Origin of the sequence: Bradyrhizobium lablabi (genome assembly GCF_018129385.1) — a bacterium.
Taxonomy (GTDB): domain Bacteria; phylum Pseudomonadota; class Alphaproteobacteria; order Rhizobiales; family Xanthobacteraceae; genus Bradyrhizobium; species Bradyrhizobium lablabi_C.
This window is the reverse complement of sequence record NZ_JAFCLN010000014.1, coordinates 49,628-73,007: the sequence shown is the minus strand read 5'-3', so window position 1 is coordinate 73,007 and position 23,380 is coordinate 49,628. Positions and strand designations below refer to the sequence as shown.

24 protein-coding genes and 4 pseudogenes are annotated in these 23,380 nt (G+C 58.8%); 12 read left to right on the top strand and 16 right to left on the bottom strand.

Annotated features, from left to right (window positions below; all coding sequences use genetic code 11):
* Positions 1 to 328: 328 nt before the first annotated feature.
* The 3 genes and pseudogenes from JQ628_RS23670 (at position 329) to JQ628_RS23665 (ending at position 4,013) form a co-directional block, all read left to right on the top strand.
* Positions 329 to 2,893, top strand: a complete 2,565-nt coding sequence (locus tag JQ628_RS23670) for an FG-GAP-like repeat-containing protein (protein ID WP_212225785.1) — start codon at positions 329 to 331, stop codon at positions 2,891 to 2,893.
* Between the two features lie 405 nt (positions 2,894 to 3,298).
* Positions 3,299 to 3,707, top strand: a pseudogene (locus tag JQ628_RS34585) (hypothetical protein).
* 42 nt (positions 3,708 to 3,749) lie between these two features.
* Positions 3,750 to 4,013, top strand: coding sequence for a hypothetical protein (locus tag JQ628_RS23665; RefSeq protein WP_212225784.1), 264 nt, complete (start codon positions 3,750 to 3,752; stop codon positions 4,011 to 4,013).
* Positions 4,014 to 4,817: 804 nt separating this feature from the next.
* Here JQ628_RS23665 and JQ628_RS23660 read toward each other — a convergent pair.
* From JQ628_RS23660 to ligD, 3 genes are all read right to left on the bottom strand, one after another.
* Positions 4,818 to 4,958 carry a hypothetical protein gene (locus JQ628_RS23660; protein ID WP_212225783.1) on the bottom strand — a complete coding sequence of 47 codons (141 nt, stop codon included), beginning with the start codon at positions 4,956 to 4,958 and terminating at the stop codon, positions 4,818 to 4,820.
* A gap of 551 nt (positions 4,959 to 5,509) precedes the next feature.
* Positions 5,510 to 5,665 carry a hypothetical protein gene (locus JQ628_RS23655; RefSeq protein WP_212225782.1) on the bottom strand — a complete coding sequence of 52 codons (156 nt, stop codon included), beginning with the start codon at positions 5,663 to 5,665 and terminating at the stop codon, positions 5,510 to 5,512.
* A gap of 259 nt (positions 5,666 to 5,924) precedes the next feature.
* Entirely contained in the window at positions 5,925 to 6,827 is a 903-nt protein-coding gene (gene ligD / locus JQ628_RS23650) for a non-homologous end-joining DNA ligase (RefSeq protein ID WP_349628109.1), read from the bottom strand.
* A 457-nt stretch (positions 6,828 to 7,284) separates the two neighbouring features.
* On the opposite strand from ligD, the gene JQ628_RS23645 reads away from it, so the two are divergent.
* Positions 7,285 to 7,482, top strand: coding sequence for a DUF3606 domain-containing protein (locus tag JQ628_RS23645; RefSeq protein WP_212225778.1), 198 nt, complete (start codon positions 7,285 to 7,287; stop codon positions 7,480 to 7,482).
* A gap of 435 nt (positions 7,483 to 7,917) precedes the next feature.
* Here JQ628_RS23645 and JQ628_RS23640 read toward each other — a convergent pair whose 3' ends face one another.
* Both JQ628_RS23640 and JQ628_RS23635 read right to left on the bottom strand, forming a co-directional pair.
* Entirely contained in the window at positions 7,918 to 8,538 is a 621-nt protein-coding gene (locus JQ628_RS23640; protein ID WP_212225777.1) for a general stress protein, read from the bottom strand.
* 16 nt (positions 8,539 to 8,554) lie between these two features.
* On the bottom strand, positions 8,555 to 8,875 hold the full coding sequence (locus JQ628_RS23635; protein ID WP_212225776.1) for a hypothetical protein: 321 nt from the start codon (positions 8,873 to 8,875) through the stop codon (positions 8,555 to 8,557).
* A 221-nt stretch (positions 8,876 to 9,096) separates the two neighbouring features.
* Between JQ628_RS23635 and JQ628_RS23630 the strand changes: the two genes are divergently transcribed.
* The 4 genes and pseudogenes from JQ628_RS23630 to JQ628_RS34575 all read left to right on the top strand — a co-directional run.
* Complete coding sequence (locus tag JQ628_RS23630) at positions 9,097 to 9,582, top strand: DUF421 domain-containing protein (RefSeq protein WP_212225775.1); 486 nt, start codon at positions 9,097 to 9,099, stop codon at positions 9,580 to 9,582.
* A gap of 479 nt (positions 9,583 to 10,061) precedes the next feature.
* Complete coding sequence (locus JQ628_RS23625; protein ID WP_212225774.1) at positions 10,062 to 11,051, top strand: alpha/beta fold hydrolase; 990 nt, start codon at positions 10,062 to 10,064, stop codon at positions 11,049 to 11,051.
* A 489-nt stretch (positions 11,052 to 11,540) separates the two neighbouring features.
* Positions 11,541 to 12,773 (top strand): zinc-dependent alcohol dehydrogenase, encoded by a 1,233-nt coding sequence (locus JQ628_RS23620; protein ID WP_212225772.1) that lies wholly within the window; start codon positions 11,541 to 11,543, stop codon positions 12,771 to 12,773.
* A gap of 243 nt (positions 12,774 to 13,016) precedes the next feature.
* A pseudogene (locus JQ628_RS34575) lies at positions 13,017 to 13,309 on the top strand (septal ring lytic transglycosylase RlpA family protein); the annotation flags it as partial.
* Positions 13,310 to 13,347: 38 nt separating this feature from the next.
* Here the strand turns inward: JQ628_RS34575 and JQ628_RS34570 are convergent.
* Positions 13,348 to 13,548 carry a hypothetical protein gene (locus tag JQ628_RS34570; RefSeq protein WP_249128329.1) on the bottom strand — a complete coding sequence of 67 codons (201 nt, stop codon included), beginning with the start codon at positions 13,546 to 13,548 and terminating at the stop codon, positions 13,348 to 13,350.
* A gap of 487 nt (positions 13,549 to 14,035) precedes the next feature.
* On the bottom strand, positions 14,036 to 14,293 hold the full coding sequence (locus JQ628_RS23610) for a hypothetical protein (RefSeq protein WP_212225976.1): 258 nt from the start codon (positions 14,291 to 14,293) through the stop codon (positions 14,036 to 14,038).
* A gap of 610 nt (positions 14,294 to 14,903) precedes the next feature.
* On the opposite strand from JQ628_RS23610, the gene JQ628_RS23605 reads away from it, so the two are divergent.
* Positions 14,904 to 15,140 (top strand): hypothetical protein, encoded by a 237-nt coding sequence (locus tag JQ628_RS23605; protein WP_212225770.1) that lies wholly within the window; start codon positions 14,904 to 14,906, stop codon positions 15,138 to 15,140.
* Between the two features lie 65 nt (positions 15,141 to 15,205).
* Here the strand turns inward: JQ628_RS23605 and JQ628_RS23600 are convergent, their stop codons facing one another.
* Together JQ628_RS23600 and JQ628_RS23595 are read right to left on the bottom strand one after the other, a co-directional pair.
* Positions 15,206 to 15,394, bottom strand: a complete 189-nt coding sequence (locus JQ628_RS23600) for a hypothetical protein (RefSeq protein WP_212225769.1) — start codon at positions 15,392 to 15,394, stop codon at positions 15,206 to 15,208.
* Between the two features lie 434 nt (positions 15,395 to 15,828).
* Positions 15,829 to 16,011 (bottom strand): hypothetical protein, encoded by a 183-nt coding sequence (locus JQ628_RS23595; RefSeq protein ID WP_212225767.1) that lies wholly within the window; start codon positions 16,009 to 16,011, stop codon positions 15,829 to 15,831.
* Positions 16,012 to 16,031: 20 nt separating this feature from the next.
* Between JQ628_RS23595 and JQ628_RS23590 the strand changes: the two are divergent.
* A pseudogene (locus JQ628_RS23590) lies at positions 16,032 to 16,498 on the top strand (SOS response-associated peptidase family protein); the annotation flags it as partial.
* A gap of 779 nt (positions 16,499 to 17,277) precedes the next feature.
* Positions 17,278 to 17,577, top strand: coding sequence for a copper-binding protein (locus JQ628_RS23585; protein ID WP_212225765.1), 300 nt, complete (start codon positions 17,278 to 17,280; stop codon positions 17,575 to 17,577).
* 508 nt (positions 17,578 to 18,085) lie between these two features.
* Here the strand turns inward: JQ628_RS23585 and JQ628_RS23580 are convergent.
* The 3 genes and pseudogenes from JQ628_RS23580 to JQ628_RS23575 form a co-directional block, all read right to left on the bottom strand.
* Positions 18,086 to 18,406 (bottom strand): hypothetical protein, encoded by a 321-nt coding sequence (locus tag JQ628_RS23580; RefSeq protein ID WP_212225762.1) that lies wholly within the window; start codon positions 18,404 to 18,406, stop codon positions 18,086 to 18,088.
* Positions 18,378 to 18,494, bottom strand: a pseudogene (locus JQ628_RS34565) (glycosyltransferase family 4 protein); the annotation flags it as partial. The gene JQ628_RS23580 and the pseudogene JQ628_RS34565, both read right to left, overlap by 29 nt.
* Before the next feature lie 138 nt (positions 18,495 to 18,632).
* Positions 18,633 to 18,842 carry a hypothetical protein gene (locus JQ628_RS23575; protein ID WP_212225760.1) on the bottom strand — a complete coding sequence of 70 codons (210 nt, stop codon included), beginning with the start codon at positions 18,840 to 18,842 and terminating at the stop codon, positions 18,633 to 18,635.
* Between the two features lie 406 nt (positions 18,843 to 19,248).
* On the opposite strand from JQ628_RS23575, the gene JQ628_RS23570 reads away from it, so the two are divergent.
* Positions 19,249 to 19,476, top strand: a complete 228-nt coding sequence (locus tag JQ628_RS23570) for a hypothetical protein (RefSeq protein WP_212225758.1) — start codon at positions 19,249 to 19,251, stop codon at positions 19,474 to 19,476.
* Positions 19,477 to 19,638: 162 nt separating this feature from the next.
* Here the strand turns inward: JQ628_RS23570 and JQ628_RS34560 are convergent, their stop codons facing one another.
* The 4 genes from JQ628_RS34560 to JQ628_RS23555 are packed head-to-tail and all read right to left on the bottom strand — an operon-like array spanning position 19,639 to position 23,106.
* Complete coding sequence (locus tag JQ628_RS34560) at positions 19,639 to 20,001, bottom strand: recombinase family protein (protein WP_249128296.1); 363 nt, start codon at positions 19,999 to 20,001, stop codon at positions 19,639 to 19,641.
* Complete coding sequence (locus JQ628_RS34555; RefSeq protein WP_249128327.1) at positions 19,956 to 20,156, bottom strand: hypothetical protein; 201 nt, start codon at positions 20,154 to 20,156, stop codon at positions 19,956 to 19,958. The genes JQ628_RS34560 and JQ628_RS34555 overlap by 46 nt, the downstream gene beginning before the upstream one ends.
* Before the next feature lie 22 nt (positions 20,157 to 20,178).
* On the bottom strand, positions 20,179 to 20,427 hold the full coding sequence (locus JQ628_RS23560) for a hypothetical protein (RefSeq protein WP_212225756.1): 249 nt from the start codon (positions 20,425 to 20,427) through the stop codon (positions 20,179 to 20,181).
* Between the two features lie 12 nt (positions 20,428 to 20,439).
* Entirely contained in the window at positions 20,440 to 23,106 is a 2,667-nt protein-coding gene (locus tag JQ628_RS23555) for a hypothetical protein (protein ID WP_212225754.1), read from the bottom strand.
* Positions 23,107 to 23,380: the final 274 nt, after the last annotated feature.

Genomic DNA, 23,380 nt, shown 5'->3' with positions numbered 1-23,380 from the left:
AGTGAATGATCGGCTACGCGCCGCGCTGAGAGAACGCAGATAAAGAAAAGCGCCGATAACTAGTCCGTAGTTCCTCCGGAAGTCGCCGTTACGCTTGGCGATTTCTACCAGCTCTGAGGATTGACCGGTCGGTTCCAACATAGGCGTCACGTCTCCATTTCTGTTTTTCGGAAGACGCTCCTTCTAAAACTGATTTGCCCGACAGCGCAAGCATAATTTCCGGTTTTCAGAATTTTTTGTACGCCCCGCTGCGGTTGAGCGCAGCTTGACGCACCTTCGAAAATTGTAATACGGTCAAAAACGCAATCGTTTATTGATCAATATTGGAATGGCGCCAGTCAACAACGCACCGTCGATCGGTGCTTTCAAACCTACCTACATCCTCACGCGCGTCTCGACTGACGCTGCGGGTACGCAGGGCAATTCCGAAGCGGCCGAGCCCGTGTTCTCGCCCGATGGCAGCAAGATTGCGTTTTCGAGCATGGCCTCGAACCTGGTGGCGGGCGACTCCATCGGCGACTACGATATCTTCATCAAGGACCTCGCGACCGGCGCGATCGATCTGGTCTCCAGCGAGCCGGATATTTACGGCGGTAGCACTCCCGTGTTCTCGCCGGATGGTAGTAAGATCGCATTCGTCGGCTCTGGCTTGGTCGGCAGCGGCATCTTCGTCAAGGATATTGTCACCGGAGCGATTGCCCTGGTCTCCACAAGTGCCGCGGGCACGCCGGCGAATGGCGGCAGCTACGATCTCACATTCTCGCCCGACGGCAGCAAGATCGCGTTTGCGAGCCCGGCCACGAACCTGGTGGCGGGCGACACCAACGGCGCCTACGACATCTTCGTCAAGGACCTCACGACCGGCGCAGTCACCCGCGTCTCGGTTGACGCTGCCGGCGCGGAGGGCGATGGCTACAGCGACACTCCGGTGTTTTCGCCCGATGGCAACAAGATCGCATTCCAAAGCTCCGCCTCGAACCTGGTTGCCGGCGACACCAACAATGCCACCGACGTCTTCGTCAAGGACCTCACGACTGGCACAGTCACCCTCGTCTCGGTCAATGGCGTCGGTGCGCAGGGCAATCTCGCCAGCGGCACACCGGTGTTCTCGCCCGATGGCAACAAGGTCGCATTCCAAAGCGGCGCCTCTAACCTGGTTCCTGGAGACACCAATGACTCCTTTGACATCTTCGTCAAGGACCTGACAACAGGGGCGATTACCCGCGTCTCAGTCAACACTGCGGGCGTGCAGGCCAACGGCCACAGCGGCGAGCCGGTGTTCTCGCCCGAGGGCGGCAGGATCGCGTTCTTCAGCGACGCCTCCAATCTGGTGGCCGGCGATACCAACGGCAGCCGCGACATCTTCGTCATGGACCTGACGACCGGCGAGGTCAGCCGCATCTCCATCGGCGCAGCGGGTCCCGAGGGTAACGGCCACAGCTTCCAGCTGGTGTTCTCGCCCGATGGCAGCAGTATCGCGTTCTTCAGCCTTGCCCCTAATTTGGTGGCCGGCGACACCAACCATACCAGCGACATATTCCTCGGGAGATCGACGTTCGACCCTGAAGACCCCGCCGTCTATGTGGAGAACGCAGCACCAGTTCGCGTCGCCACCCAGCCGGTCACGGTGACCGACATTGACAATTCGGACTTCGACGGCGGTTCGCTGACGGTAGCGCTGACGGCGGGAAGCCATGCCGGAGACAGCCTGACGCTGATCGTGTCGCAAACAGCGGGAAGCGGCATCGAACTTTCCGGCGCAACCGTGAACTACTACGGCACGGCGATTGGAACGCTGTCCGGCAGCGGCACGGCGAGCCTGTCGATTGCGCTCAATGCCCATGCTGACGCGGTGGCGGTCGGAGCGCTCGCGCGCGCAGTCGGCTTCTCCTCGACCAGCGACGATCCAACCGTCGATGCCCGGACCGTGACCTTTACGCTTGTCGACGGTTCGGGCACCGCCAATGGCGGCGCGGACACGGGCTCCTTTACCCAGACCGTAATGGTCACGCCCGTCAACGACGCGCCCAATGACTTCAACGGCGATGGCAGGAGCGACATCGTCTGGCGTCACGATTCCGGCGTCGGGCAAATTTGGGACATGGACGGCGCGACCATTCTCGACGCCAACTCGCTGGGCGCGGTACCCACCACTTGGGATGTCGCTGGGACAGGCGACTTTAACGCTGACGGCAAGGCGGATTTGCTCTGGCGCAACGATGCCGGCGTCGCACAGATTTGGAACATGGACGACGGCGCCATCGCCAGCACCCACGCGCTCGGCGCGATCCCGACGGCCTGGAAGCTTCTGGGCACCGGGGACTTCAACGGTGACGGCACGACGGATTTGCTCTGGCGTCACGACAACGGCTCCGTGCAAATGTGGGACATGAACGATGGCGCCATTATCGACACGCACGCTCTCGGGGTCATCCCCGCGGCATGGAAGCTCGCGGGTACCGGCGACTTCAATGGCGACGGCAAGTCCGACCTGTTGTGGCGCAACGATTCCGGCGTCGCACAAATCTGGGACATGGATGGTGGCAACGTCCTGAGCGCCAATTCGCTCGGCGCGATCCCGACCACCTGGCAGATCGCCGGCATCGGCGATTTCAACGGCGACAGGATGAGCGACATCCTGTGGCGCAGCGATTCTGGTGTCGCGCAGGTCTGGAACATGAATGACGCCACCATCCAGAGCACCCGCGCGCTCGGGCTGATCCCGAACGAATGGAAGGTCGGCGCGGTCGGCGATTACAACGGCGACCACATGAGCGATATCATCTGGCGCAACGATTCCGGTCTCACCCAGATGTGGCAGATGAACGACGGCGCGATCGCCCAGGCCACCTCGCTGGGCGTGGTGCCGACCAACTGGCATATCATCGCCTGAAAATTTTGTTCGAACGGGCAGTTGGCGTTGATCGCGCCGGGCGGGATCAACAATCTTTACTTGAGGTGCGCAAGTAGCGTCGGTGAAATTCGGATGCATAACCCTCGCCGCATAGAATTTTGATAGCTGCCGTCCTACTTCGGCTGGGTGCTTTGGATCTGCTTACGCTAGTTTGTTTCTGTCATGAAAAGCTCTAGGCGAGTGCCGCCGGCCCGGACGGCTCTGATTGCGTGGCTGGTGTTCTGCTGGTTGCTGGTCCCGTATCCCTACGGGCTATTGCTGTTCGTATTGAGCGCGGCCTGTTGCCGGCCTTCGGTGATCACCGACCCACAGTAGCGAGCGACCGTTCCGAGCCACAACAGCTTAAGAATTTGCCAAGTCTGTTTTGCCGCGGAATCATGCGGCATGACGACCAAGTCTCGCGAATATCTATTCGGCACCACGATCAAAATGTCGGCCGAGCGCGCCGCTCACGCGCGCAAGGAGGCCGACAGGCTGGCATGCGAGGCTTGGAACAATCGAATGCTAGGTTATAAGGGCCTGCCCAGCCCTCGCCGATGCTAGGGGATGCGCTGAACGCGGGCTATCGATATCTTGAAGTCCGATGCTTGGGCTGCGACACCCACCAGACCGTTGCTCCGTCCGGCGTCCGAAAGAGACAACGCCGATCCACGAGTTAGAGCGCTACATGCGGTGTAAGAACTGCTCAGAGTTGCAGGGGCGCCCGTACAAGCGAAGCCATCTCGTAGCGCTGCGGACGACGAAAATCTCGGTGGTGCATCCGGCGACGACCTGGTGGCCGCGAGAAAGATAATTCAGCGATTTCGGAGCAGATCGAATCGGGCATAGAGGTCGCATGAAGTTGACCCAAGAACGCCCTTACGCCAATCCCGAGAAAGCCGCGCGCCGCCTGATGGAGCACGCTCACGCCTTCGAGCCGATCCAAGACGGCCGGATCTACATTGAGAAGATCAATTGGCCGTTTCTGTCAGAGGACAAGGGCAGCGTTCCCGAATACAGCGCAGGGCTGAAGCTGTGCATCGAGCGCGGCTGGCTCGAGATGCACGAGAGCGGAACGTTCGTCAGACTGGCGCCCGCCGGTGCCGAGCTATTCGCCTGATGCCGGCCGACAAGGGAAAGATATTTGTCGCCTCAGCCTGGATCGCCTTCGCTGCTGCTGTCCTGCTCTGGCTGTTCTTCGGCTAAACGAAAACCGGCCCATCGTTGGACGCGCGTTCAACTGATGGGCCGTTCCCGGTGGATGGCACGAACGATCGCGCCACAGACCGGAGTTTTAATCTCTCAGATTGGAAGTCGTTCCTAAGCGATTACCAATTGAGACCGCTTCGGGGCGACTAGGTGCAAATTGGAACCGCCGCGTGATGGCGCGATTAACCTGCGAGTCATAGTGAGAGTTGGATTGATGACCCCTGAACAGGCCCGCGCCTTGGCTAGCGAGTTCAAACTGAAGTCTCAGGTGCCCAACACTTCCAAAGACTGCGCTTTCATCATGAGGAACATCGCGCGAAGCTTCGTAGGTTTAGCCACTCAGCTTGACATGCTCGCATCCAAAACCAGAGAAGAAGCCGCAAAAGGCACGGCTTCCTTATAGGATCAAGAGCCGGGCTCGCGTGGCAGAACATCGGCCTTCGTGAAGCTTAGGACAACCAGGTCACAATTCATAGATCGGCACGGGACTCGCTTCTTAGTCGTGCGGACGCGGCGATCAAAGAGGCCCGACAACTCCGCGATGAACGCTCCCGTGAGAGGGAGCGTTTTGCTGCCTCTCGCCGACGGGCAGCCCAGGCCACGGCCCTTCAAAACAATTTACCCCCGCCTTCGTCGATCTAGTTGCTGGTCCGGGCCACCAACTAAGGCGCCTTACTCTTCAACTACTCTTGCGCTCAAGCATTACCATTTCAACCTAATCCGCAAGCACTGTGAGATGGCTTGCCAGTCGATCAAACATATCGCGCTTGGCTTTGTCAGTCGCGAGATCGCGGATCATGGCGCATTCTGCCGCGTCCTTCCGTAGCTTCTCAACCTGCGCCTGATAGTCTTTCATCGCGGGGGCTGAAGTCCCGCAGACCGCAGCCACTCGCTCATGTGCGCGCCGACCTCTGCTTGGTTTGCTCTGCGAAGCAGCTCATCTCGCGCCGCACCAGGTTTCAGCTTTGCAGCCTCCTCGCGCAGGCGCTTTGCAGTTTCGGCTAAGCGATCTTCAAGCTGATCGGTTTGTTTGATCCGAAGGCGTTTTGGCATGGGCCACCTCCAATTCCTGACAGGCCCACCATGTTCCCTCAATCGGAACCGCGCCACAATTATCTTTTGACACTCACGCCGAACTTACCTGTCAACCGGGAGATAAGTTCACTTTGTAACACAGGTTTAATGCGACGGCGCGCCAAAGCGGAATACTCCGTCCGATGGATCGCCCTTCCTACCGCGCCCTTGAATTGCTTTGTCGCCAGCAGGCGGCGATCTCGTCCACGCCGGTGCCCGGGAAGTCCTAGAGCGAATGGCCCGCGATTACGGAGCCCAAGCTGATTGGCATGATCAACACTGGCCGGAAGCCAAGCCAAACGAAGAAAAGAGTAGGTTGTCTAAAGAGGACCCTTATTTCGATTTGTCTTGAAGCCCCTGGGCGAGCTTCAGCCATTCGTCGGCCATTCGATGCAGTCTGTCTCTATCAATCGGGCTGACTGCCTTCGCCGCTAGGCGACGACACTCCTCGGCTTCTCTGCGATAGCGGTTCTCATCAGTTTCGGTCATGGCGGTAGCACCCAAAGGGAAAAGATCGGCTGCGAAAATCGTTCCCGTCGCGCTAACCACACATCAGAGTCAATGCCTGCGAGTCGGCCTCGGGCCAATCACTTCGCTCGTGTTGGGCTCCTCGATACCTTCGTTGATATCATCCGACCTATTGCACTCACAGAGCATCCCGCCGCCGCACACGCAGCCAATATCCTCATCCCATGCGCGGTTCGGATGATTTTCACAGACCCAACCCACACCTAGACATACTGGGCAGCTAGGATTTGTCATTCCTCGATAGCCCTTTGAACGAGCTGGCGCGCAGCAAACCCTCCGAGGTGATGTCTCGATATTCAACATCGGCAAAGAACTTCGGTTCGACCCAGGTGGCCTTCGGTTTCCTGACAGGCTTGGTGAGTTTGGACTTTGGGCTCACCACAGTGTCGAGCTGCTTGCGTATCCGGCTCGAGGTCGTCCGATTCCAGCCGGTGCCAACCTTCCCCATGTAACGCAACTCTTTGCCTTCCTGCTTCCCGAGATAGAGAGCAGCGACGCCCGAGGGGTCTTTGATGAAGCCAACGACGGGAAACTTCTCACGCTGGATGGCCTTCACCTTTACCCAGGCTTCACCGCGTTCGGATTTGTAGGGGGAGTCTGCGCGTTTCGAGATGATGCCTTCAAAGTTCAGTTTGCTGGCGTGCTTGAACAGGACCTGTCCATCCCCGGTGAGGTGTTCGGAGTAGATAACCGGCAGATCGATGTCGTTTTCACCAAGGAGGTCGGATAAAGCCTGCTTTCGCTGGAGCTGGGACAGCTTTCGGAGATCTCCGTCGCGCCATAGAAGATCGAACGCGTAGTAGACCAGCCTGCCTTGTCGGCCGGCGGCAAGTTCGGCTTGAAGCTCGGAGAAGTTCGTGCGGCCTTCGTGAACAACCACCACTTCGCCGTCGATGATGGCTTGGCCTGGAATATCGAATGCGCCAGCAATGGTGGAGAAACGCTTCGTCCAATCCAGGCCGTTGCGGGTGTAGGCCTTCTTACGTCCGCCGTTGATGTGAATCTGGATGCGGTAGCCGTCGTACTTGATTTCGTGAAGCCACTGCTCGCCTTTAGGGGCTTTTGACCTGAGAGTCGCAAGCTGAGGTTTAATGAACCCCGGCATCTCCGCTGAACGCTTCACAACATAACTCGCATTAATGAAACTTGAGACTAACGACCTAGCTTTATCAAAAGCTACTTTCCCTGTCGGGAAATTCTACACCTTCGCTTTTCTTTTACCGAGGTTCAGATGATTACTGAGGACGAATTCATCAAGGGGCGCGTGGAGCACATACGCGAATTGGCGGCCAACACCGACCCCTTCATCAAACGCCGGTTACTCGACCTCGCCAATAGCTACGAGCGAAGGCTCAGCCAGCCCCAGCGTGCCAAGCCAATGAGCATAGGAGCGCCTCCCCCAACACCTCGCGACGAACGCGGTTAGGAAGGTCGTGTTATCGGGTGTCTCGACGAATATCCGAGCCCGCGATAGATCATCTAACGCCCTCCCCGAAACTCATAAGCAGTTCTAAGTTCGCCTGAACGGAACTCCGAACACATGCCGAGCGTTCCTAGCGTCCACTGAGGAGGATTAACGGATGGCGAAGAAAGCCAGGAAGCTCACGACGTTCGGCCGCAACCAGGACCGAACGCGCGTCGCAGGCGGCCAGGATTACGAGGTTCGATATACGGCGAAGAAGACGAAGAAGTCTGCTTCCGCTGTTAAGAAGGCGGTCAAGAAAGTCGGCAACAGCCGCAAGAAGGTTACGAAGGCGCTCAAACGCGGCCGTCGCTGATAAGTAAAAGCCGGAGGCGCACGCGCTCTCCGGCTCAACTGTCTGCCGTTTCATTGTTGCGAACCTTCTTGCTTTTAATGCGGCAGTCACACCATCGTCGGATATAGCGCGCAGTCCTCAGTAAAAAATCTTCGCGTATTAGGATGATGGACTCTCCAACCATTCCGTCCGGGACCAGGACGTCGATTGCGATAGCGCCCAACGCATCCCTGTGCGCGGCGCTTCGCCGATTAGCGTCCGGCACGCTTGGCGGCGACCATATCAAGGAGGCGTCGATTCCCTTCGGAGTTCGAGACCGTTGCAATCGAACAAAACATTGGCCTCAGCGCCCTCGTCAGACGCTGGGCCTTGCCGGCTTTCCATCCTGCCATCGTTGCTGAGAGACAAGCGTACGGCGAGAACAAGACAGCCAATCGCGTTTGTTCAGTCCGCTCGTTACCTCAAGCCGCCAGCATAAAGTTGGCGCTCGCGGCGAACGTCGTCCGCTCCATAAGGCCTTGCGGACGGGTCGAAGCTGTTCCAGCCATCTTTTTGCCAAGCTGCCCGACGATCGGTCAGGTTGACCGAGGACTGGTTGAGGATTGCTTCGTAGCGCGCGCGGTCGGCGTCAGGTACCCTTGCCGAAACCAGCGTACCGCCGCGCCGAATGCCTTCGGCATAAAGCGGAGCTTCTTCCTCAGACACCCCAGCCTGGGTCAGAGCCCCCACGACTCCGCCCGTCGCAGCTCCCGCGGCCGCACCCAGCGCGGTAGAGGCGAGCCAACCCGCGGCGACGACGGGACCGAGGCCTGGAATGGCCATCAATCCGAGCCCAGCCAGCAGGCCCGCGGCGCCGCCAAGGCCCGCGCCGACACCGGCACCAGTCGCCGCTCCTTCCGCACGATCATCGGTCCCGTCGCGGTCTCGATCGATCTTCCTGTCCGAATTGTACCAGTTGTCCGAATTGTTGGCGACGATGCTGAGGTCGGAATGCGGCACTCCGGCTGCTTCGAGGCTTGAAACGGCGCGTTGTGCGTCAGAGTAGTTGTCGTAGAGCCGCGAAATCGTAACGGTCATAATTCAAATCCTGTGCTCACTTCGCTGCGTTGACGTTGCCTTGGAAATCGAGGCTGACATCGGTGGTCGAGCCGCCCTTGCTCGCTTTGCCGCGCCAAACACCATTGTCGTCCTTCCTCAGCGAAGTGACGTTGGTGTAACCGGCTTCCTCGATTCTCGATCTGGCTTGGCCCTCGGTGAAACTGTTCGCCCCGGCGACAGGTCGATTGGAGTTGTTCTGGTCAGAGCTGTTGACGGCGTTGTTGTTCGGCCGATCGGCTGCCGGGGGATTTTGCGCCAGGGCCGGGCCCGCAATAAGCAAAGTTGCTGAGATCAATGAATAGTACGCGCGTTTCATCTTGTCCTCCAGTTGATCGCGGACTTCGACAACCGAAGAACTGGCGAGGAGTTCCTATCTTTCCCTTTTCGGCAGATGAGCGAAACTGAGAGCGGCTCGATCTCCGGGAAGCGCCGTGATCGGACTTTCTTCGGTTATTTGCGGTAGTGCAAACGACCGGAATGCCTCATCACCTTTGCGCACCGGCGAGCGCGTTGGTCATTAAACACGAGGAACTCGCCATGCAAATCAGCTGGAGCGACGTCTTCTTACCCAACCTCGGGATCGCCGAAATAATTGTGCGCGGCACTCTCATGTACCTCGGCCTTTTCTTCGTTCTGCGCTTTATGGCCCGCCGCCAAGCTGGCCATTTTGGGCCAGCAGATCTCTTGGTGATCGTGCTGATTGCCGACGCAGCTCAGAACGGCTTGGGAAAGGAATACCAATCCGTCACCGAAGGTCTTGTGTTGGTCGCGACCATCGTAACTTGGGAATATGTCATCGATTGGCTGACGTATAGGTATGCTGTCTTGCGCCCGATATTGAGGCCACCGTCTCTTACTGTGATAAAGGATGGGCGTATCGTCGATGAGGCAATGCGAAAAGAACTGCTCTTGACGGAAGAGCTTCTATCTCAGCTTCGCCAGCATCAAATCGAAAAGGTAGAAGACGTAAAGCTCGCTCGCTTGGAAGGCGATGGCCAATTCAGCGCTATCCGATATGATTAACGTGTCTGGGAGGCGAGGTTATCGACACCGCTGAGCTGAGCGGTTCCCATTTGATGGCGCCTCGGCATCCGAAATGCGCAGCAACTCCTCCATACGCTGACGATTGAAGTCAACGGAGGAGACTATGACCTACAATGGCGATGTTCGGCGAACCGAACTAGGTCGCTGGAGCGTGGCAGCTACCCTCGGGCTTTTGGCCATAGCTTATGTCTGGCGTCGCCTTGGGGAGAGGTTTCCATCGCGGAAAATTGGGTTTGCCATCTTGGTTCTCCGGTGATTTGGGTTGATGACTCGCCCGAGTCTCCTTGCCGGGAAACGCCATGTGGTGAAACCGTTCCAGAGCCCCACACTCTTTTCTGTCGTCCTCATCCTCAGCCCTCGATGTCACTTAGGAACGGGCAGCTACATGTCCCGGTTATGCCGAAGTCAGGCCTGCTCGCCTGCAACTTCGATTGTGATCACTTCGTGAGGCTTAGCGCATGAGTTCCGCTCTAATCGTGTTCCTCATCGTTGTGGGCATTCTTCTTATGCTGGCAATCGGGAATATCGTGTTCTCATTCCTGGCTGAACGGAAGAATCCCCCAATAGGAAGCTTCATCGATTGCGAGGGCGTGCGACTTCATTACCTCCAGCAAGGCGATCCATTAGCGCCCAGCGTCGTCCTGTTCCACGGCAACGGCTCCTTGATTCAGGATTTTATCATTAGCGGACTTGTGGATCGTCTTGCTCGCCGCAATCGTGTTCTGTGTTTTGATCGGCCAGGCTTCGGATACAGCCAACGCCCCCGCGATTGCATCTGGACTGCCACGTCGCAAGCGGCTCTATTCGCGAAAGCTTTAGATCATCTCGCTGTGCGCGATCCTGTGGTGTTGGGTCATTCCTGGGGCGCACTGGTCGCTCTCGCCCTCGGGTTGCAGGATAACTTCTCCGTCCGAGGCCTCGTGGTCGCCTCCGGCTATTATTTTCCGACGTCTCGTTGGGACTTTTGGATGATGTCAGGTCCAGCTATACCGGGGCTCGGGGATATGATGCGCTATACGTTCGCACCAGTTATCTCATGGGCCATTCTGCCTGCCTTGCTTCGCAAGATATTTGCACCCCGCTCCATTCCCGGACGCTTCAAGGAGAACTTTCCCGCCTCCCTGACGCTCCGGCCGAAGCAACTGAAAGCGGCCGCGGAGGAAAGTGCGCTCCTCATCCCGGAAGCGAAGAGACTGCAATCTCGCTATTCAGACATTCGGTGCCCAGTCCATATTTTCCATGGAACAGGAGACCGTCTTATTGAGTCTGAGCAGGCGAGACGGCTTCACAAAGTCCTCGGCCGCGCCAACCTATACCTCGTGAATGATGCCGGACACATGGTCACTTATGCCGACGGTGGTAACATCGCGCAGGTCGTTGACAGCCTAAATGTGCCCGAAGGGCCACTGAGGACGGTCTCGTCGCGGGATGGAGGTAGCAACCGTTAAACGCAAACGCTGGCAAACGAGCGACGCCCGCAATTTCGATTCACGTTACTACGGCCGCTCCTCGAGTAATCGTTGCGCTGAGGCGGTGTCAACGCTTGCGGATAAAACGAGCAGTGCGGTAATGACCGAAGCCACAATCGGAGGGCGCTGCACAGCAAAACGTGCAGATTGTCGCGTCGATGCATGGGACGATGTTGGCTGGCGAGCACAGCCTCACTCCATGATCCAGAATGCAAATCTGTTCGTGATCGACGTCCTCGGCGTTTGGCGTTGGCTTTCTAGGGCTGAGAAGGCACCTGCTGAGTTTCGCCTCCCCAGATCGCAGCCCATCCGCTCGAAGATATCCAGGTACTTATCCTTGCTAGTTCTCCCGCGGCGAGCCCGTCCGCCACCGGCAGCTGGCCCAGCTTCGAGTGCTCCGCCGTAGGAACGGAATGGCTCCAAACTGCTTGTCCATGCGAGATTTCTCGATTGCACTGGAATTAACACATGAAAGCTTTGGTCTACCATGGTCGCGGAGACGTCCGCTGCGAAGCCGTTCCTGATCCTATGATTGAAGAAGGCCGCGACGCCATTATCAAGGTGACGGCTTGCGCGATATGCGGATCCGATCTCCATCTCATCGGCGGCTTCGTGCCGGAGATGAAGAGCGGCGACCTCTTGGGCCACGAATGCATGGGCGAAGTGGTCGAGGTAGGGTGTGACAATAAGCGGCTGAAGATTGGCGACCGGGTAGTCATCCCGTTCTGCCTCGCTTGCGGCGAATGCCGCATGTGCAAGATGGAGCTCTATTCCTGCTGCGAGAAGTCGAACCGAAACGGCGCGGACCAGGCAAAATCACTTGGCTATCCGGTCGCCGGCGCGCTCGGCTATTCGCACATGACCGGCGGCTATGCGGGGGGCCAGGCGGAATACGTGCGGGTGCCCTTCGCGGATTTTGGCGCTTTCGTTGTTCCGCAGGACTTCTCTGACGAACAGGTGCTCTTCCTCTCAGATATTTTTCCGACGGGCTACATGGCGGCGGAAAATTGCGACATCAAGAAGGGTCAGACCGTTGCGGTCTGGGGCTGTGGTCCTGTTGGTCTGTTTTCGATCATGTCCGCCTTCGTGCTCGGAGCTGAACGCGTCATCGCCATTGATACGGTGAAGGAACGCATAGAATTAGCGCGCAGGCTCGGCGCGGAAGTGATCGACTACAAGGATGGCAATGTGCACGAACAGATCCTTGGGCTCACAAAGGGACAAGGTCCGGATGCGGTTATTGAAGCTGTTGGCATGGAAAGCTTGGGCTCCGAAACGGCAATGCAAGCAGTGGCCTCTGCCGTTCAGTCCACGATCTCGGCTACCGATCGCCCGTATGCGTTGAATCAGGCGATCATGTCGTGCCGGCCCGGTGGGGTCGTCTCTGTTCCCGGCGTCTATATCGGCTCGGCCGTCGCTACAGCCATGGGCGCTTTCATGAACAAAGGGCTGACGATGAAAACCGGTCAAACCCATGTGCACAGGTACCTCAAGAAGCTCATGCGGCTGATAGAGGAAGGCAAGGTCGATCCGACTCTGATCATCAGCCATCGCACCGCCAATCTCGAGGATGGGCCGAACCTCTACGAAACGTTTCAGGAAAAGAAGGATGGTTGCGTAAAGGTTGTCATGTTTCCTCATGGAAGGACGAGCGCTTCAGCGACGCGGCCCGCCGAGGCGACCGCCCCGGCCAACCCATGACCCTGCACCGCGCTAGCTGCCAAACACCGCATCGATCTCTGGAGGTGCCTGTAACTAGACGTGCTCTTGGCGAGGAGACGCGCACGGCATGACATCACTTCGTTCGACGTTTGTCGTCGCATTGCAACACGTCGTCTTCGACCCGGGGATTGTTCAGCGGAACAATCTCAAGGAACCAAGCGAATGTAGAATAGTTGCTCATCTGGGCGGGAAGCTAGGAAGAAAATGATGGCCCGTCCGTTCATGGTCGCAGCGGCATTTGCCTGTGCCTTATCTCCATCTGCATCTGCAGAGACCTGCATCGCTTCTCACTATGGCTACAGTGGCGGTCGGACCGCTTCAGGTGAGCGGATGAAACCCAGCCTGATGACTGCCGCTCATCGCACCAGGTCATTTGGCTCTCTGTCACGGTTACCTCACACGCAAGCGGCCGAAGCGTCACCGTGCGGATCAATGACCGCGGTCCATTCGTGAAAGGACGTTGCATTGACCTGTCCACCGGCGCAGCGCGCGCGCTGGTAATGGCCGGCCCTTCAAACGGTCACCCTCCGCTGAGCTTTGATTTTGACGAGTTTCAGCCGATTGAAATCGTCTGCTTTAAGGAAACGATTTCCAGAATTTCCGTAGCTGGTATAAAGGACACCCCATGCCTCGATCGATCACGATTGCTCTCGCGATAACCTTTGGCTGCTTCGCCGCCACCGCCTCCGCCGAACAATGCGCGGACAAACTCCAGCAGGACAAATCCCAGCAGAACTCGGCCGACGAGGCTCAAGTGAGGGGCCATCTTGAGGCTGGTTCGGAATGTGCTACTTCACGCGACAAGGAAGACTCCGCAAGGAAGACCGAAGATAGAGCCGCAAAGCTCAAGAGGGAGGGGAAGGTCGAAAACCACACCTCCGGACGAGCGCAGCCAAGAGAATAGAACCCGGACTGAGGAGCGTTCGATGGTCGTAGTGAAACGTGAAAGGTCAGTTCAGCTGCGGCGCTTGCGATGGGAATGTTGATGTTCAAATCTCCGGCACGAGACTTGATGGACCAGAAATTGACCGGAGAAGGTTGTCGTCCTCTTCCGACCACGTTTAGACGGCTCGGTGCGGATACGGCGGCTTCCGCATACCACTCAAATGGAAAATAATCCCTCGTCTCTCCGGCGGCCGCGGTGGCCATGTACTTCGAATAGAATTCTGCGACCCGCGCGCGCCAGGGGCCTCAGCGATTGACCTCAGGGGTCGCGGGGCCCTTTAATTACTAGATGGCACTCACTGGGGCCAATCCTTGAAGAGCGTGATCCCGATCATGATCAGCGAGCCGATTGCGACCGCGGCAGGAAAGACAAATGGCAACTCTTCCAGTTTGCCGACAACGACCGCCCGAAAGCGAAAAGCTCTCTTTACATGCGCGAAACGATAACCTGCCACACCCATCGGATCGTCTCCGTTGGCCCCCAGCGCGGCGATCTCATTTTTCCCGATTGACGATGCCAGGCCATATGCCAGTTCGGGTGTTCCATAGATCAAAGTGAAGGAATCCTTGTTTGGATGGCTAACCTACAATTGCACTGACGGGCGCTCGCGATCGTCCCCCGCGGCCGATCATGATCGCCCCGACGATCAATCACCTCCTTATTGGGGCGGCTCATCGAACCATGACAGGGACCGGCAGATGGCGCACCGGACCAGCCGATGGTTTTTGCCGTTGAGGGTTTCGAGTGCGGGCGTGTACCCGGCGATGCAACCGCATTTGCTGCATGCCTGTCGTCGTTGCGCCGGCTGGCGTGGTTGGCCAGCGACGCGGGTAGTTCTCTTTGAATGCATGAAGCGCCATCCCGCCACACCCATCGGACATCTCCGTTTTTGCCCCAGCGGCGGTCTAATTGTTTACCCGTGAGGCGATGCGCGGCCATACACCAGTTCGGGTATGGCATGGATCAAGGTGAAGGAACCCTTGCCTGTTGGCTGACCTTACCCGCCGCCGCGATGTCGACCGCGCCGACTGCTGGCACATCTGTTGCGGTGCCGTCGCGTCGGCACCCTCGCGCGCTGCGTCCCCCAATGCCACCGGACTCCCACTGCGCTTCAATGTGTCTTATGACAGAGCAACGTCGTAATATGCGCGTAGCCTGCCGGAATGCTGAAGACGTATTTTCTCGATGTGAAAGCCGGCGAGCACACGCTCAATCGCTTTAATGTGCGCTTTGCCCATGACGGTGAAGCCGTTCAGCACAGCAAGGAACTTGCGGCGATGTTGAGGCACAGACATTTTAACAGTCAGCCGGGTTTGGTGATCGTGGTGCTCGATCGGTCGAGCGGGAAGATTCACGAGGAAATGGTCTACCCCGACGCAAGCCCGCACTCTGACGGATAGCCCGCAAGATCACTGGGCATTGACCCGCCGCGCAAGAATGCTACGCGTCTTGAACGCCTTGTCGCTCAAGCCCCGCGCCAGACGTGCAGCACCGCCTCGCGGAAGCCGCCGACGAAATGATCCGATACGTCGCGGGGCAAGATGCGGCTGATTTCGTCAAACGACCCTCTCGCCAGTGCAGCAAGATCATGGGGCGAAGCATGTTCGGCCCAGCGCCGTCCTGCCTCCAAGCCACGTTCGCGCTCTGCGTCCATCGCATTATCCCAGACGGCTTGGGGCCCCGGCGCAGATGTGAGAGGAGGGCTGCGCCGGGACCGCACGCGCCGCCGGTGTGTCGCAGGGGGTGGAAGTGGCAGACGTGCACCTTAAGTAAAACACAACCACAACGATTTTGACAGTGCAGTTTGTGCCAAGCTGTTTCTTTCAGGGAAACTGGAACTGGTGGGCTAGTCTTCAAGCGGCAGCAGCGAGGCTTGTGTCTACAATTGCACCGACGGCGCCCGCGTGGCTGCTGTACACTCCACACGTCCTGCGCTGCCTTCCCATCGAACTCCTCACGCGCAGGGTGCTTCCGACGAGGGCTGACTCCGCGGCGCTTGCAAACCCGCAGCGGGCCAAGCCCTCTCGGGGCGCAGGCCGACCCACGCTAGACGTTGCGGCGATGAAGAGGCTGCCAGCTGAGGCGGCTTTATTTCGCGCTACTCTTGCGTTCAAGCATGACCATTTCGACCTGATCCGCTAAAACGGTGAGATGACTGGCGAGGCGGTCGAACATGTCGCGCTTGGCCTTGTCGGTTGCAAGTTCGCGGATCATTGCGCACTCCGCTGCGTCCTTCCGCAGCTTTTCGATTTGGGCTTGGTAGTCCTTCATCGCGCCTGTCCCCGGCTCGCGGCCCGCCAGTCACCAACATCCGCAACACGTCATCGCCGCACTGGCGAGGCTGGCTGAAGCCGGAGCACCGCTGCCTCGTCCCCGCCAACAGCTTCGCGGAATAGGCCTGAGACGAACCCGGCGACGAAGAAGAAGGACGTGGTGTGGTTTGCGCTCAATGACAGCCGACCGCTGTTTGCCTTCGCCGGCATCTGGACCACATTCAATGGTGATCGCGGCACCAAGTCCAAACCTATTCCGGGACCGCATCTCGTCTATGGTTTCCTGACGACCGCGCCGAACGCCATCGTCGAGCCGATCCACCCGAAGGCGATGCCGGTGATCCTGACGACCGAGGAAGAGCGCGACGTTTGGATGCGCGCGCCCTGGGACGAAGCGAAGGCGTTGCAGCGACCATTGCCCCGACGACGTGTTGAAGATCGTGATGCGCGGCGGGGAGAAAGAAGATAAGATGGCTGGTGCATAAAATTTTGAATCAATTGGCGAGGCGGAGGCATCAATGAGATTGTTGGTTTGCGCGATTTTTGGAGTGGCTCTGTTTTTGACTGGAACGGCCCAAGGTCAGCAAGGTGTTCCGGACAAGATGGGGGGAACCGGTTATGCAAAACAGGTTGGGAAATCTTGCTCGGTGTACGCGAATGCATGTCTGAAGAACAATCCCAGTGCGTCAGGCAAATGTCAGTCTGCCCGTGTTCGATGCATGGAAACTGGCACCTTTGTCGGGCCACAAGGAGCGTCGTTCTCGGGCCTGGCCAAGAACTAGCCCCCGACACTGACCCAGGCCGGCACCGGCCCTAGACGCCCTGCCTTGCAGCGATGACATGGGATGGTGACGCTGCCATCCGTGTTCTTCTTGATCTTGTCGATGTCGAAGTACGACAGCATGTTCGGTTCGACTTGCTGTCGACAAACGAACAGGTGGGGCGGTCGTCCGAGCTTCATGAGGTCGAACGCTGGTCCTTGTGTGCCGGCAATCAAATGTTTGCTGATTGATGAAATTGATCGAGCGATCAGGAGTGCTTATGAAAGATGCGCATTGCTTCAGCATGCGTGCGCAATGAACGAGCCAATGATTAAAGACGCACCCGATTCTGTTGCACCGTCATAGTTTCGCCGCGACCGCCACTGATGGCGATGCGGTCCGTATGAGCGTAGCCGAGCTGAACTCGCAATCGAGATACCATCCAGCGCGATCAGCCTATTGGAGTCCTCGGACGAGACTGATGATACGAAGAGGAGTCCATTTTGAAGGTTTTCAAGCGGGTGGCTGGTGGGGCGCTGTTGGTGGCCGTTTTGGGAATTGGTGCCGCTGCGCAGGACGCAACGATTATCGGCGAGGTCAAGAAGATCGACGAGAGCAGCGGCAGCATTACGCTGAAACAGGGTCCTGCTCCGAGCCTTGGCTTCAAGGAAGACATGACCCTGATCTATGACGTCAGGGATCGCGCGATGCTCAAGCAGGTCAAGGTCGGCGACACCGTCAAGTTCGAGGCAGAGAGCGGCGACGGCGGCTTCACGATCACGCGGATCCAGAAAGGCAGGTAGCCTGCGATGGAGTGGCAACCTTCTCGTGCCATTCAAGGGTCTGATCTTCTTCGCTGTGCCGGAAGCGGACATCGCCTGAAGGCGACTATTTTCTCGCCTATAAAAAGCGCTCGGACCGTACCAAGAGATTAGACACCGCGGCGGGATGCCACCTGCCACCTCGCGCAGACTTAATTGCTCGGCGGTTTAGTGCTTCCGCCATCGCTCGCAGCGTCGTGGCGCCTTCAGCTTGTATGGCCCGAACGACGGGGGCCAGTTGCTCAGCGAACGCGTCCGCACTCTCGATCAACGCGGCTCGACCAGAACAGCCCATTTTGGCATAGAATACGGAGATTGCCGGGATTGCAGTTCAAGTATTCCGCCTAAGTTGCACACCAACCGAAAAGGGACTCCGCGTTCAGCGGAGCCTTTTTTGTTGAGTAGCGATCGCGTCAGCTAGCAGGTCCCCTGCGTATCACGAACGGCTTGCAACTAAACGAGGCGGCATGACTGACCGATCAGTATATGGCTACACAATCAAATCATGAACCGCATGGTTATTGGCGTGCCCTGAGTGATCGTGCTGCGCTGAAAGATCAATAGCGTCAGCATCCTGGACTGGCACCGGTCCTTTGTGTCCGACAGCATGCTGACCATCTCCATGTGCTTTCCCGCTTCCATGGCCCAGCTGCTGTACGTGGAGAACGTCTGAAGAAGCATTGTCGGCGCCATTTTTGAAATGAAAGCAATCGCCGAGTTCGGTGCCAACTGCTGATTTGGCCTGACCGGCGCCATCGGAGGAAGCCGCGTCCTTTCCTGCAGACGCGGTGGCCCCTGTCGATAAGCTCATCCACCAGCCAAGCGACCACCCGCTCCGTGCCGCCATAAAGTTTCGGAGGGACGCTTTCGGCCAGGGGAGCAAGCTGGGCAACGCGCATGCAGCTATCCGATCATCCCAAATGCCGTTCGCATGGCGAACACGAGAGCCGCGGACAGGAGGTAAGAAATCGCGAGGAGCGTCCTATCAGGTCCAGCGCTGGCGGCAACAATCCGCTCGAGCAACCCTTCCAGCCGTCTCAACGTTCGTCCCCCGAAAGTCGCGCGAGGTAAGCCAATCCGAAGTTTGCAAGCTCTTGGACGTCACCTTCGCGCGCTTCCGGCCTCCTGGACAGATGACGCTCAAGCAGACAACGACGGTTGTCCGCGGCATCGATGCCATCATTGGTGGCCCGGAAGACGGACCAAGCGGTATCGACCGCATTTCGTAGGGAATCGTCGCCGGCCATCTCGAACTCCGGGTCACGGAAAGATGTGTTGTGATGTCAAACTCGGCTCCGTGACGAAGGTTTCCGCTTTTTCCCGAAACGATACCGAACGGCGTAGTCAGTTAGTCGAATAGTCCACCGAAGCTTTCAAGAGCACGACGAAGGGGGACGGTGACCGGCTGCAAAAGCATGCAGCCCCTCCTATGCAGCGCTCAGCGAGATAAGAATGCACGCATACAGAACCGCCATACTCAGTCCAACCATTCTAGCTTCGTACCGTCCGTCCATTCGGTCCACTTCCAATTGGCTTTCCAGCGAAGAAAAACTCAGACAGTAGTTTTACGTTCCTTTCGGGAACAAGTGGCAATTCTGCAGGTTCTCCAAAACGACAGGCAGCAACGGCCTGACACTATCGGAGGAGGATAGAATGAAGCTGAAGACACTTATCGTCGCCGCAGCCATGGCTGCAGTCGCCGCACCTGCGTTCGCGCAATCGTTCTACGTGGTGCAGGACGTCAAGACCAAGAAGTGCACCGTCACCGAAACGAAGCCGACTTCGACCGATGTGACCGTCGTCAGTGGCGACTCGGTCTACAAGACCAGGGCTGAAGCCGAAACCGGCATGAAAACCGTCAAGGTCTGCACTACTAACTGAAGAACCGATACGCGATTCTGCTTTTTGCGTATATAACCCGTATTGGAATGTCGGGTTCTTGGCGTGACACCTAAACACAGGTCAGGGTCATCCCGCCTACCCGCAAGGGCCCTGCCGGGCAATCCCGGTAGGGCCTTTTGCTACGTCAAAAGAGAGTGCGCGTCAGGAGAGCCAAATTCCCGACCATAAAAAGCCTTCAGCTCTGGAGAGCAGGTTAGCGATAGAGGAAGGATACCATGCTCCTCCGCGAGGGGACTTGATGCCTCGTCGATTGAATGCCTGAGCGATCGACCTGAGGGTCGTAGCCCCCTCCGAGCGGACCGCACGCAGAAGCGGCGCAAGTGTGATAGCCAGGTCATCGGCACTTTCGATTAGGGCGACCCTGCCGATAGAACCCCCTTCCGCCAGATTGCATGGATTACCCAGCACGGCCCCCGCAGCTCGTTTTGCCGCCAATGCAGCCTTGGTGCGCTCAGATATCAGCCGCCGCTCCTTCTCAGCCAGAGCCGCATAAAGATGCCGCATGAACGGGTCGGCATCCCTCCCAGTTCGGCGACCATGAACGGCACGCGCTGGGCCATCAGGCCCGCCACAAAGGCTACGTCGCGCGATAACCGATCAAGCTTGGCAACAACTACGCTGCACTTCGAAGCCTTCGCAGCGGCCAACGCTGCGGCCAACTGAGGGCGCCTGTCGAGGGCGTCACTCCTGTGCGGCCTCTTCCTGTTGCGGCGCGGGTTCGGGCGCAGGATCTGCTGCTTCCCATTCGCGCCGCCACGTCACGCCAATGCGGCCGTCGTCGAACTTCGTGCTCGACACGATGTCGAGCCCGTCGCTGCCGCCGAGCCGCTGCGCCGCTTCGTTGCGGCTGCCGTAGACCGCGCGCAAAGTGTTTTCCGTTCCGCCCTCGCCGGCTTCGATCGTGACGTAGGTTGTGGCTGATTGCTTCATATTTTCCCCCGATCAGGCGACTTCGAGCGTGCCCGCCGCGTTGATCCCGTTCGTGGTGGCGGCCGCAGCGGACGCTACTACCTGCAACGACAGCAAATCGCCCGCCACGACCGAAACGGTGTGCGTGAGATCCGAGGCGCTGATGGCCGCCCCGGTGATCGTGGCGGTAATGCCTGTCGCCACGCCGTTCTTGCGCAGCGTGATCGTCAGCGTCTGCGCGCCGCCCGGCGCGACGGCCGTTGCGAAGTAGAAGTTCTTCAGCGTCCCGGCTTGCGAGATCGGGAACTGAACGGTGTTTTCTGCGGTTGCTGCCGCGGCATGGCCGACGTAGCGGGTATCGCCGCCGTTGATGTTGAAGTTGGTGCTCGAAAAATGTACCGGCGACGGCAGCCCGACAGCCGTCCACGTATCTGTGGCGGTTCGCTTAATCCACCCGGCGCTGTTCAGCGCCTCGATCGCAGCGAGATCGTTCGTTAGCGCTAGCGTCGGATCGCCGCCAACGCCACCACCGTTTGTCACACCGATGCCGTTCGCCGGCCCCGTCAGCGTGCGGAACGCATAGGTGCTCGCGGCTGTGCGGGCCAAAATGCCGCTAGACGAGAAAGCCGTGAGCTTGTCGAGCATCGCGCCGCCAGGCGCACCGCCATCAACGAAGTTAGTGCCGTTACCGACGATGAAGTGATTGAGTGCGGCCGCACCCGCGATCTGGAAGCCTGTCGTGACATTCCACACGCCGGACGGGCTCAAACCGGCTGCGAAACTGTAACCGCCCCCGTTTACTTGGTAGTACCATTCAAGGAAGCCAGTCGGGCTCGCCGCGCCCTGCACAATCCGAACGTAAGCCGCAAAGTCGACCGTCTGAGACGATCCGCCGCTGTTGGTCGCCCAACCCGTACCACTCCAACGCGTTCGCGGCGAATATTGCTGAGCGCCGGGCGCCGCCGGCGTGGTGTTCTCGACAACGGCGCCGTCGACAGCCGCGGCGCCGATGCCGTCACGGGTGAACTGCCCGGTCTTGCCGACGAACGCTCCCTGCCATTTGACGCGGTTCGAAACCGTTGTGCGGATATCGATGTTCGAACTGTCGCTGACGAGCAGCGTCGAATTGATGCCCTCCGCGGCCGAGCCGGTGATCCTAACGCCGCGGCTGTTCGCAGTGCCGGTAAACGGCGCGCCGTTGTTCTCCGAATAGTAGCCGGGCGCTTCAAAATACTCGCAGTGATCGATGCGCACCGCGGCACCGCCGTGGTTCTGCGACAGCAAACCTGGCGCATAGACGTTCGCGTAATCGAACCACGCACCATCGCCGCTCGACAGCGAGTTCGCCTTGCAGTCGATAAGCGACATTGACTGGATGTTGTACGAACCGTCTCCGTCGTTGCCGTTGAACGAATAGTCGGTGATCGCGTTGCCGCTGAACGTCAGCCGCGCAAAGACGGCCTCGATAACGCCCCACGAAGGCGTCACGCCAGCGCCAGGGCAGTTGCCCTGCACGCACAGACCGCCCGTCTCGCCGGTCGCATTCGAGATCGTCAAGTCGCGGACGATCGGCATCCCGCCGGACGATGTCGCGCCGAAGCCGTGGATCTTGAGCGCATTCCCGCATAGCGAATTGGCATTCAGCCGCAGATTGGCGATCTCGAAGCCGAGCACGGCGCCGAGCGCTGGCGGATTGACGAGCTTGATAAGCCCTTCCGGAGAGGCGTTGCTGCCGAACGACCGGATGACACACTGAGTTTGACCGCCGGAGGGGCCGAGCAGGAACTGCGGCAGCGGGCAGACGGTGTACGGATAGAGGAAGGTCGCTGTCGACGCGAGATCCTGCGCGTGGCTGACGCGATACGTGCCGCTGCCGCCTTCCGTGCCCGTCAGTTGCTCGATCAGCGTCGTGCCGTTCACGGCGCCGACGATCGCAGAAGGCAAATAGACCTTGCCCGACGTAACGGTGACGACTGCGGTGTCGTCTGAGATCGAAACCGTGACCTCCGGCGACGTCACGGTCATGTCGACCGGCCCGACCGTCTGTGGCGACCCGTCGACGGTATACTGGCCGATGCCGCCCGCCGCCTTCCCGATGTCCGCAACGATCTTGCAGGCCGTCACCCCGACGCCGGTAATGGTCTGGCCGCGCGCCAGCGGAATCGTCGGCGTATTCGGCACCGTCAACGTGTTGCCGGAGATCGACGCGCCGTGCGCGATACCGCTCGTCCGATACTGATCGCCGAATTGCATTGGCGTGACCGAATACGCCGGGCCGGAAAGGAAGCGCAGGCCGTAACGGTTGGCGGCCGCGTATTCGGCCGCTGCTGCGATCGCAACCGTGTCGTTGCTCGTGCCGTTGCGCGTCGCATTGAACGGTGACTGGTCGGGCGTCGCGCCGAGCGTATTGTTGTTCTGCGCCGCAATCGCCAGCATCGTGCCGAGCGCGGTCATGTAGCGCTCGTTGTCGATACCCGTGACCGCATCCTCTTCGGTCGCCTTGATGGCGTTGTCCGGCGCGACGACGAGCCGGCCGTCCGAACGGATTGCGCCCTTGATGAAGGTCGTCCATTCCGTCAGGCTCGCGCGCAAACCGGCGAGATCGTTGTCGAGCTGGGTGCCGGGAAACGAATTGTTGGCCTGGCCTTGCTGGAAGCCGGTGTAACTGTAGTCGAGCGTATAAATTACCGGATAAGCCACGCGCCGCCCCCAAGAATGCTCGCCAGCGCGTGATCGAGTGGCACCGCAGGGATCGCCGATAAGGGGCTGTTGGCTTGGAAGGTGCCACAGCTGTAGGAGAGGACATTCAGGGGAGGATCGGCCATGAGGGATCACCGCGAGCCTAACGGCTCGTTTTGTTTTTCGGGGTGATCGGTCGCGAGCCGAATAGATATCGCTAGGCAGAACGTAATCTGATTTGACTAATATTTTCTTTCGTGCGGTCTGGCGCGCAACCCGTCAGATCGGTTCGCTA